The sequence below is a fragment of the Halomonas sp. 3D7M genome (assembly GCF_014897885.1).
Classification (GTDB): Bacteria; Pseudomonadota; Gammaproteobacteria; order Pseudomonadales; family Halomonadaceae; genus Vreelandella.
This window is the reverse complement of sequence record NZ_JABUZF010000250.1, coordinates 7,705-17,682: the sequence shown is the minus strand read 5'-3', so window position 1 is coordinate 17,682 and position 9,978 is coordinate 7,705. Positions and strand designations below refer to the sequence as shown.

At 54.7% G+C, this 9,978-nt stretch carries 6 protein-coding genes and 1 pseudogene (1 of these 7 only partly in view); 4 read left to right on the top strand and 3 right to left on the bottom strand.

Translation table 11 applies throughout. The annotated features are described in order from the left end of the window. Together INT22_RS15205 and INT22_RS15200 are read left to right on the top strand one after the other, a co-directional pair. The coding region (locus INT22_RS15205; protein WP_038480083.1) for a TAXI family TRAP transporter solute-binding subunit at positions 1-981 on the top strand (981 nt) is incomplete at its 5' end. Between the two features lie 97 nt (positions 982-1,078). Beyond that, positions 1,079-3,277 (top strand): TRAP transporter permease, encoded by a 2,199-nt coding sequence (locus INT22_RS15200; protein ID WP_193068512.1) that lies wholly within the window; start codon positions 1,079-1,081, stop codon positions 3,275-3,277. A gap of 118 nt (positions 3,278-3,395) precedes the next feature. Here the strand turns inward: INT22_RS15200 and metF are convergent, their stop codons facing one another. After that, complete coding sequence (metF, locus tag INT22_RS15195) at positions 3,396-4,238, bottom strand: methylenetetrahydrofolate reductase [NAD(P)H] (RefSeq protein ID WP_193068511.1); 843 nt, start codon at positions 4,236-4,238, stop codon at positions 3,396-3,398. Between the two features lie 187 nt (positions 4,239-4,425). On the opposite strand from metF, the gene INT22_RS15190 reads away from it, so the two are divergent. Then, on the top strand, positions 4,426-5,364 hold the full coding sequence (locus tag INT22_RS15190; protein WP_083000257.1) for an AEC family transporter: 939 nt from the start codon (positions 4,426-4,428) through the stop codon (positions 5,362-5,364). 5 nt (positions 5,365-5,369) lie between these two features. Here INT22_RS15190 and ligB read toward each other — a convergent pair whose 3' ends face one another. Further along, on the bottom strand, positions 5,370-7,055 hold the full coding sequence (gene ligB / locus INT22_RS15185; protein ID WP_193068510.1) for an NAD-dependent DNA ligase LigB: 1,686 nt from the start codon (positions 7,053-7,055) through the stop codon (positions 5,370-5,372). A gap of 138 nt (positions 7,056-7,193) precedes the next feature. After that, the gene (metK, locus tag INT22_RS15180; protein WP_038480068.1) at positions 7,194-8,414 is read right to left on the bottom strand and encodes a methionine adenosyltransferase; all 1,221 of its coding nucleotides are present in this window, start codon (positions 8,412-8,414) and stop codon (positions 7,194-7,196) included. Positions 8,415-8,661: 247 nt separating this feature from the next. Between metK and tkt the strand changes: the two are divergent. Beyond that, positions 8,662-9,978: pseudogene (gene tkt / locus INT22_RS15175) on the top strand (transketolase); it runs 891 nt beyond the window's last position.

The window sequence follows — 9,978 nt, the reverse complement described above, 5'->3', positions numbered from 1 at the left end:
ATGCGCAATATGATGCCTAAAACCGTCGCCTTTCTTGCCAGTAGTGCCCTTCTAGCAGCAGGCACTGCCCAAGCAGACCGCTCAGAATGGCCCGATAACTTCACTGTCGGTACCGCCAGTCAAGGCGGCACCTACTTCGTTTATGGCTCAGGCTGGGCTAACTTTATTGCTGATGAGCTGGATGTTTCAGGTGGCGGTGAAGTCACCGGCGGCCCGACTCAAAATCTAGCGCTCGTTCATAGCGGCGATATGGCCTTTGGTCTGACGACGATGGGCCCAGCGTCAGACGCTGTTAACGGTGAAAGTCCACTAGCGCCTGGCTTGGCAATGGACAATGTATGCGCGCTGTTCCCGATGTATGAAACACCCTTCTCTATTGCCGCTCTTTCAAGCTCAGGCATTGAATCCATCTCAGACATTCCTGATGGCGCGCGCATTGGCTTCGGCCCAGCAGCTTCTACATCAGACACTTACTTCCCCGCTATCCTCGAAACGCTGGGCGTCGAGTTTGATCGTCGTAATGGCGGCTGGTCTGACTTAGGTGGTCAGCTGCAGGATGGCCTGCTGGATGTGATCGCGTTTGCAGCGGGTATTCCGATTCCGGCCGTTAGCCAACTCGAAGTACAGACCGATGTGAACATCATTGAGTTTACCGAAGAAGAGATGGCCACCGTCCTGGACGCCTTCCCGGTTGCTGAATTCACTATCCCAGCAAGCACTTACACCACACTGGAAGAAGACGCACGCGCTGTGTCTATGTGGAACTTCGCCATTGCGGGCTGTGATCTGCCGGAAGACTTTATCTATGAAGTCACCAAAGCCACGATGGAAAACAATGACCGTATGCGCTCAGTGCACCGCAGCGCTGAAACCACCATTCCAGAAAACATCGTCCACAACAATGTGCTGCCCTTCCATCCGGGCGCCGCACGCTGGTACGAAGAGAATGGCTACGACATCGATGATGACATGATCAACTAAGCCAAGCCCCTCTTCACGCTGCCCTGTTTTCCGCTGGCCGGGCGGGGCAGCGTTCGCTACCGCCTCTTTTTTGCTTTTGCTGTGAGGGTGACCTCTGATGAGTCACAATACCGATCAAGACCCCAACGGCCTCAAGGATGACGCCCAAACTGCTTCATCGATACCCGAGTCAATTGCCGAGGGTGTCGATGAAGAGGTTGTCGAGTCCAACCGCCGTGTGTTTGTTGGCTGGCAGTTCTTTTTGTTTGCCGCACTGGCCATTGGCTATTCAAGCTTCCACCTGTTTTCGCTCAATGTGTATCCGATGGAAACCTGGTCGTTTCGCATTGTGCACATTGCCGGTGCGCTAATTTTAGGGTACGGGCTGTTTGCCGGTGCTCGCTTTGCAGAAGATGATCAGCAAGCCTCCCCTGCATGGCTTAAATGGGCCAGCTATGCGCTCCTAGCGCCTGCGATCTATGCACTTGTACAGGTCGTTCTGATGCAGCAAACACTCAATGGCGGTGCCATGCGCATCGATCCCAGTATTGAGACACTGCATTACGGCTACCCACTGATAGCCACCACAGCTGCAGCTATTGCTCTCTCGTGGTTCTATCGTCAGGCACGCCACCGCTTTAATCCCGCCGATCTCGTTCTGATGGTGTGCGCCATCGCCAGCGCTGCTTACTTGCTAATGGCCTTTAATACCAATATGCGCATGTCGACAGGCACCTCGTTTGCTCCTCCCGGCATTTCTTGGGCGGCCATTGCGGGCTCACTGCTGATTCTTGAGCTTACTCGTCGCGTGGCTGGTTTAGCACTGGTGGTTATTTCAGCGGTTTTCTTGGTCTATGTCTTTGCTGGCCAGCATCTACCAGGCTTCCTAGGCTACCCAGGCTTGTCCGTGCAGCGCTTCTTCAGTCAGGTCTATACCGATGCGGGCATCCTTGGCCCAACGACCGCGGTGTCATCGACTTATATCATTTTGTTTATTATTTTCGCGGCGTTTTTACAGGCCTCCAAAGTAGGCGATTACTTCGTCAACTTTGCGTTCGCAGCCGCTGGCCGTGCCCGTGGCGGCCCGGCGAAAGTATCTATTTTTGCTTCCGGCTTAATGGGCATGATCAACGGCACATCAGCGGGTAATGTGGTATCGACTGGCTCGCTTACCATCCCGCTGATGAAAAAAGTCGGCTATCCGGCGCGCAGTGCTGGTGCCATTGAAGCAGCGGCGTCTACTGGTGGTCAGATCATGCCGCCCATCATGGGGGCAGGCGCCTTTATCATGGCGGAAGTCACCGGCATTCCTTATACAGAAATTGCGATTGCGGCGGTCATTCCAGCCATTCTTTACTTCGCCTCTATCTACTTTATGGTGGATTTTGAAGCGGCGCGTAAGGGCATGCGTGGCATGCGTAAAGATGAAATCCCGCTATTCTCCAAGCTGGTTAAACAAGTCTATCTATTCGCGCCAATCATCATTCTTATTGTCGCTCTCTTTATGGGCTACTCCGTCATTCGTGCCGGTACACTAGCCACCGCATCAGCGGCAGTTGTTAGTTGGATCTCACCCAATAAAATGGGTATTCGGGCTATTTTGAGAGCCCTCCAACTAGCGGGCATAATGTCGATTCAGATCATCGCGGTGTGTGCTTGCGCGGGCCTTATTGTTGGCGTTATATCACTGACGGGCGTCGGCGCGCGCTTCTCTTCACTGCTGTTAGGCCTTGCCGGGGTTAGCCAGCTATTGGCATTAGTTTTTGCCATGCTGATCAGTATCCTGCTCGGCATGGGCATGCCTACCACGGCAGCCTACGCGGTAGCAGCATCGGTGGTGGCACCCGGCTTGATCAATATCGGTATCGAGCCGCTCGTCGCACACTTCTTTGTGTTCTACTTCGCGGTCGTGTCGGCCATTACGCCGCCAGTGGCGTTAGCATCTTACGCCGCCGCCGGTATTTCTGGGGATAACCCCATGGGCACATCGGTCGCTTCGTTTAAAATTGGTCTTGCTGCATTTATCGTGCCGTTTATGTTCTTCTACAGCCCAGCCATGCTAATGGAAGGCTCCGCGATGCAAATACTTCGTGTCGGGGTGACCGCCACACTGGGGATCATCTTGCTTTCAGGCATGGTGCAAGCATGGTTCTTTGGGCCGGTAAACACCTTACAGCGTGTGGTTATGCTGGTCGGTGCGCTGTTTATGATTTACGGCGGCATTTACAGCGATATTGCAGGCCTGGCCATTGGCGCAGCGCTGTTCATTATGCAGCGTAAGCAGCATGGCAATAAGGCCACGCCCAGCACCACTTAACGGCACAATCGGCTATTCACTTAACCACTAGCCATTAACCGCCCAACGAAAACGCCCGCTCGAGAGCTATCGAGCGGGCGTTCTTCTTGATCGCTAGGCTAGATTATTTAAGAGCGCACTAGCCTCTCAGGTTATCAACAATTTTCAGTACGGGTGCTGCCTGATTAAGCGTGTAGAAGTGTAGGCCAGGTGCACCGCCATCGAGTAAGCGCTCACACAAACGGCTAACAACATCGGTGCCAAAAGCGGCAATAGCGTCACTATCATCACCATAAGCTTCCAACTGCTTGCGAATCCAACGGGGAATTTCTGCGCCACAGGCATCTGAAAAACGCGCCAATTTGGTGTAGTTAGTAATCGGCATAATGCCAGGAATAATCGGCTGCTCGACACCTAATGCCCGAGCTTTTTCAACAAAATGGAAGTAGGCATCCGCGGTAAAAAAGTACTGGGTGATGGCCATGTTGGCGCCAGCCTTCATTTTACGGGCAAAGTTTTCCACATCCTTATCGAGGTTGGGTGCCTGTGGATGAGATTCAGGATAGGCGGCCACCGCAATATCAAAATGGTCACCGGTTTCCGCTCGGATAAACTCGACCAGTTCATTGGCGTAGCGCAACTCACCAATGTTTCCCATGCCCGATGGCATGTCTCCACGTAACGCCACTAAGCTGTCGACACCCTCTTCACGATACTGCGCTAGCAGGTCGCGCAATTGCGCTTTTTCACTGCCAATGCAGGAAAGGTGTGGCGCGGTCGTAATGCCGCTCTGGCTAACGGTGCGCACAATATCGCGTGTGCGCGCTTGAGTGGAACCACCGGCACCATAAGTGACCGAGAAAAAGCGCGGATGTCGAGCGGCCAGTTCATCGCGCACGTGCATTAACTTCTCTCTTCCCGCATCGGTATTGGGCGGAAAGAATTCAAAGCTAATACCTAACGGGTGCTCTTGACTGCTCATGGGACTTCCTCGCAAAGCGTTAACATCGTGATAATTTAGGTTATTCTCCTCTTTCCGCCGCGCTGGAGCTAATGAAAGATTCCACAGTCGGCCTTTAATTCGGCTCATGTTAGCTATTTACACAACTACTGAGTTACATAGAGCTATTTAACCAACAGCGTCATCATCTAACGACTAGGATGCAGAAATGGATTTAGCGCCAAGTGCCCTAATGGGGCCACTGTTGATGTTATTGGGGTTTGTAGGCTTGGGATGGATTGCTGCACAGCGCTTAAAAATCGACCCACGCCCCATCGCCACACTATTGGTATACATGATTGCACCACTCACCATTTTCCGCGCATTAATGAACGGCGGCCCAACACCAGATTATCTACTGTTAACACTGGCGCTGTTCAGCTTGGTGAGCATCATGGCGCTGGCCGTGCGCTGGTTTACCCAGCACCGCTTTGGGCCTCAGGAGGGGGCACTTTTAGCGTTCTCTTCTGGCACTGGCAACACGGGTTACTTTGGCCTGCCTGTGGCGCTAATTTTACTGCCGCCAGAAGGTGTCACGCTTTATCTATTCTGCATGTTAGGGATTAATCTATATGAGTTTACGGTGGGATTTTACTTAAGTGCGCGTGGCCACTTTTCCATTCGCCAAAGTCTGATCAAAATTGCTCGACTGCCGTTGGTCTACGCATTTTTGTCTGCGCTGCTGCTGAGTGCACTCAACGTGACACTTCCCAGCGCACTGATGAACTCGCTTGACGTTTTCCCCGCCACCTACACCCTGCTAGGCATGATGATTATTGGCATGACCCTTAGCCAGGTTACGCTTGATGCTTGGGATTCCCGCTTTGTTGCCACCTGCGTAGGCTTACGTTATCTACTTTGGCCGCTGGTGATGCTAATCGCCGTTTTATTACTTCAAGCCTTGGGCTCGCTTGCACCAGAACTCGGTATGGCGTTGTTACTGTTAGGCGTCGTACCCATGGCCTCTAACGTGGTGGTGGTCGCGATGGAGCTAGGGATTCAACCGCAAAAAGGAGCATTAGCGGTGCTTACCACCACGCTATTAGCGCCATTACTAATTCCTCTCTATCTCCACCTCATGTTGCAACTTACCGGGCTAGGCCTCTGATTGGGTTAAAAGCCTTCAACCCCCGCCAGCTTTAGCTGAGCGGCCATCCGCTGCACGTCTGGATGGCTGAAAAATGCCACCAGCGCGTCAGCACGCACGGGGCCAACGCCGGGTTCGGCTTGCCAATCTGAGTGTGTGTAACCTGCTAACGTATCCCAATCCCCTAGCTGGGCGCTGCCGCCTGGTGGTATCCCTAACGCCGCTAACCACTGAACATAGGAGGCCGCCTGTGCGGCCTGGAACTGAGCGACAAGCGCTGCTGAACGAACGCTTCCCACGCCATGTGCCCGCTGAAGCTGTGCCGGCGTTGCTGCCAGCCAGCCTAGCAGTTCGGTCACAACACCTGCCTCCATAAGCGCTTTCCAGGTGCCCTCTCCCACGCCCTGCATGTTTAACTGATCGCTTAAGAAGCTAAGCCGCGCCAGCAACTGCGCGTCGCAGTCCGTGGTAAGCGTAAAGCAACTTAACAGGTGATAGCGCTCTGGCGAGGGCACGCCAAGGGCCGCTCGCTCCTGGGTTTGCCAAACGACTTCTGTTGCCTGGGGAATAGTGAGACCCGCCAATGTTATCGCGATATGATCACCCGGGCGCACGTCCCATGCTTCCCAGCGCTCCAGAGACCCCAGCGACACACGACTAATACGCCGTCCTTCTAGCGTCACTGGGTAAAGCCACAACAGCGGCGTCACGCGCCCTGTTCGACCAACGCGAAACTCGACACCACGCACCTGAGCTAACGCCTGCTGAGCGGGGTACTTCCACGCAACGGCCCACTCCGGCGGCGATGATGACCAGCGTTGCCCTCCAGGGCGCTCGGACTGTTTCAGTACCACTCCATCGGTGGCGAACGGCAATGGGCCGTTAAACCACGTATCGCGCCAGTTGGCGGCGTCATGCTGGGAATTGATAGGGTGGGTGTAATCGGCGGTATCAAAGCCTAACGCGGTCAGTTGGCCAAGCCTTTCATTCATCTCTCTCGGCCCTTCTGGCCAATCCCAGATAAACAGCCCGATACGCTCACGGGTTTGCCGCGAAGGTGATGCCTGAGCCATGGCCCCGGCAACAGCACCTCGCGCGCCAGAGGCGGAACTCTGCGACTGAATATGATCATTCAATATCCAGTAGAGTTCGCCCTGGAATACTGCGGATAGCGGCGTTGGTAGCCTATTTGGCACGGCGGGGAGTTGCTGTACACGAACCGTCCAGTTCTGCCCGCGTTCACCGTCACCGCGGCTAACCGCTTCGACCAACACGCCCTCTTCGTAGCGTAGCGTTATCGCAACACCATCGACCTTAGGCTGGATCCAAAGATCATCTCGGCGGCTCATAAAGCGTCTCACACCGTCATCATCGGCCTTATTCAAGCCCGTTTGCGCCACGGGATGATCTAGCGTGCCAGCGCTACGGGTGACTCTGGTTAGCGGCCGTTGCCGAGCCACTTCCCCCAGGCAGGCTTGCCAGTTTGCTAGCCGAGCGACCGCTTGATCGTAAAGCTCATCATCAATCAGTGACTCGCCCTGATCGTGATAGGCACTGTCCCATCGAGCAATATGCTCTGCAAGTGTTTGGCTCTCTTGCGCCAGCCGTTCACGGGGCCAGTCAGGGCACACGTTGGCCTGTGCGGATAAGGTGACACTCATCAACCAAGCAACCAGTAACCACTTCCAGCCTGCTGCACGCCACTTTCTCATGCTTCACCTCTCCCTCTTACCTCCCTTATCCATAAAGTAATCTTAGCGTAAGGCTTATCATCCCGTTCAACGCACAACAAAAACGCCCCTTGGCGTAGGCCATAGGGGCGTTCTCTCTTACGACAGGCGTTGCCTGGTTTACAAACCAGCAGCTTGGCGCAGAGTGTCGGCTTTATCGGTTTTTTCCCACGGGAAGGCGGTAAAGGTTTCTGTATGCACTTGGCCTTTGTCGTCTACCCAGCTGTAGCTATGCTCAAACGGCTCACGTCCAAAGTGACCATAAGCAGACGTGAGGCGGTACATCGGGTGTAGCAGGTCGAGCATTTTGGTAATCGCGTAAGGGCGCAGATCAAAGTGCTCACGCACTAGCTCGACAATTTTAACATCGTCGATTTTACCGGTGCCGAAGGTATCGATGGAAACCGACGTCGGCTCGGCAACGCCGATAGCGTAGGAAACCTGGATTTCGCACTTATCAGCCAAGCCTGCGGCAACGACGTTTTTAGCCACGTAACGGCCAGCATAAGCGGCGCTGCGGTCAACTTTAGACGGGTCTTTGCCAGAGAAGGCTCCACCACCATGCCGCGCCATACCGCCGTACGTATCGACGATAATTTTACGCCCTGTTAAGCCACAATCGCCCACCGGGCCACCAATAACAAACTGGCCGGTCGGATTAATGTGGTACTGGGTATGCTCATCCAGCCACTCAGCGGGAATCACCTGTTCGACGATTTCGCGCTTAACCATTTTGCGCAGGTCGTCTTGGCCGATTTCCGGGTCGTGCTGAGTAGACAATACGATAGCATCGACACCACAGGGCTTGCCTTCCGCGTTATAACGGAACGTTACCTGACTTTTGGCATCCGGGCGTAGCCACGGCAGCAGGCCGTTTTTACGCAGCTCCGCCTGACGCTCAACCAAACGGTGCGAGTAGTGAATTGGCGCCGGCATAAACGAGTCGGTTTCGTTAGTCGCGTAGCCAAACATCAACCCCTGATCGCCAGCACCCTGATCTTCAGGTTTCGTGCGGTCGACGCCCTGAGCGATATCAACGCTTTGTTTGCCGATCAGGTTGATCACCCCACAGGTTGCGCCATCAAAGCCCACGCGAGATGAGGTGTAGCCAATATCGGTAATCACATCACGTACCAGCGCTTCTAGATCAACCCACGCAGACGTGGTGATCTCACCAGCAATAATGGCAACGCCTGTCTTCACCATGGTTTCACAGGCAACGCGGGCCTGTTTATCTCGGGCGATAATGGCATCTAGTACCGCGTCGGAAATCTGGTCGGCAATCTTATCAGGATGCCCTTCTGAGACAGACTCGGAGGTAAACAGGGAATATTCGCTCATCGCGCTCTCGACCCTCTGTATGACGGCTGCAGAGTGACCGCAGCATCAGCAGGAAATCATGGCAGGAAGTTCAGTTCCCTGCCCATATATAGAAGCGGCACGACTATTTTCGCTACCACTTCGGGAGGCAGAGTCTACACGCTGTTGGGGGTTCTTCCCAGAACGTGGCTCCAGAATTTGCCGCCGCCGGGGAAGTCAGCGACAATAGCACCTTTATTATTTCCGTTTTCAGGCGAGGAGCACCCCCATGCCGTCCCGTTTTGAGCTGGCCAATGCCATTCGCGCCCTTTCCATGGATGCTGTTCAGAAGGCCAAATCTGGCCACCCTGGCGCGCCTATGGGCATGGCTGATATCGCCGAGGTGCTGTGGAATGACTACCTCAAGCACAACCCCGAAGATCCCAAATGGGCTGATCGCGACCGCTTCGTGTTGTCTAATGGCCACGGCTCAATGCTGCTTTATTCGCTGCTGCACCTCAGCGGCTATGAATTAAGCCTGGAACAGCTGCAGAATTTCCGCCAGTTGCACTCACCCACGGCTGGTCACCCCGAATTTGGCTACGCCCCAGGCATCGAAACTACCACCGGCCCGCTGGGCCAAGGGTTCGCCAACGCCGTTGGTTTTGCGATTGCTGAAAAAACGCTGGCCGCGCAGTTTAATCGCCCTGGCCACACCATTGTTGATCACCATACTTGGTGCTTCCTGGGTGACGGCTGCTTAATGGAAGGTATCTCCCATGAAGCCGCATCGCTGGCAGGTACTCAGCAGCTTGGCAAGCTGATTGCCCTGTATGACGACAACGGCATCTCTATTGATGGCGAGGTGGAAGGCTGGTTTACCGACGACACCGCTAAGCGCTTTGAAGCGTACGGCTGGCACGTGGTGCCGAACGTCGACGGTCATAAGCCGGAAGAGATCAAAGCGGCTATTGAATTAGCCAAGAGCCACGACGATAAGCCGAGCCTGATTATCTGCAAAACGATCATTGGCTTTGGCGCACCTAACAAACAGGGTAAAGAAGAGGCTCACGGCGCCCCCTTAGGTGACGACGAAGTGGCCCTCGCCCGTAAGCAACTCGGCTGGGAACACGCACCGTTCCATATCCCCGAGCCCGTGTACTCTGCTTGGGATGCCCGTAACGCTGGCAAAACCCGCCAGCAGGAGTGGGATGCCCGCTTCGCCCGTTATGCCCAAGCATTCCCAGCCGAAGCCAAAGAGTTTGAGCGCCGCATGAAGGCGCAGCTACCGGCAGAACTTTCAACCGCCGCGCTCATTGAGCAGGCGCAAGAGAAAGGCGAGAGCATTGCCTCTCGCAAGGCCTCTTTTGAAGCGTTGAATGTTATCGGCCCGCAAATGCCCGAGCTGCTCGGTGGTAGCGCTGATCTTGCGCCATCTAACTTGACCTTCTGGAAGGGCGCCAAAGCCATCACGCCGGAAGACGCTAGCGGCAATTACCTGCACTACGGGGTACGTGAGTTCGGCATGGGCGCGGTGATGAATGGTATCGCCCTCCACGGTGGTTTCGTTCCGTATGGCGCGACCTTCCTGATTTTCATGGAATAC

Coding starts and splice junctions, on each gene's coding strand:
- INT22_RS15200 (WP_193068512.1), top strand. CDS start 1,079: ATGAGTCACAATACCGATCAAGACCCCAACGGCCTCAAGGATGACGCC.
- metF (WP_193068511.1), bottom strand. CDS start 4,238: ATGAGCAGTCAAGAGCACCCGTTAGGTATTAGCTTTGAATTCTTTCCG.
- INT22_RS15190 (WP_083000257.1), top strand. CDS start 4,426: ATGGATTTAGCGCCAAGTGCCCTAATGGGGCCACTGTTGATGTTATTG.
- ligB (WP_193068510.1), bottom strand. CDS start 7,055: ATGAGAAAGTGGCGTGCAGCAGGCTGGAAGTGGTTACTGGTTGCTTGG.
- metK (WP_038480068.1), bottom strand. CDS start 8,414: ATGAGCGAATATTCCCTGTTTACCTCCGAGTCTGTCTCAGAAGGGCAT.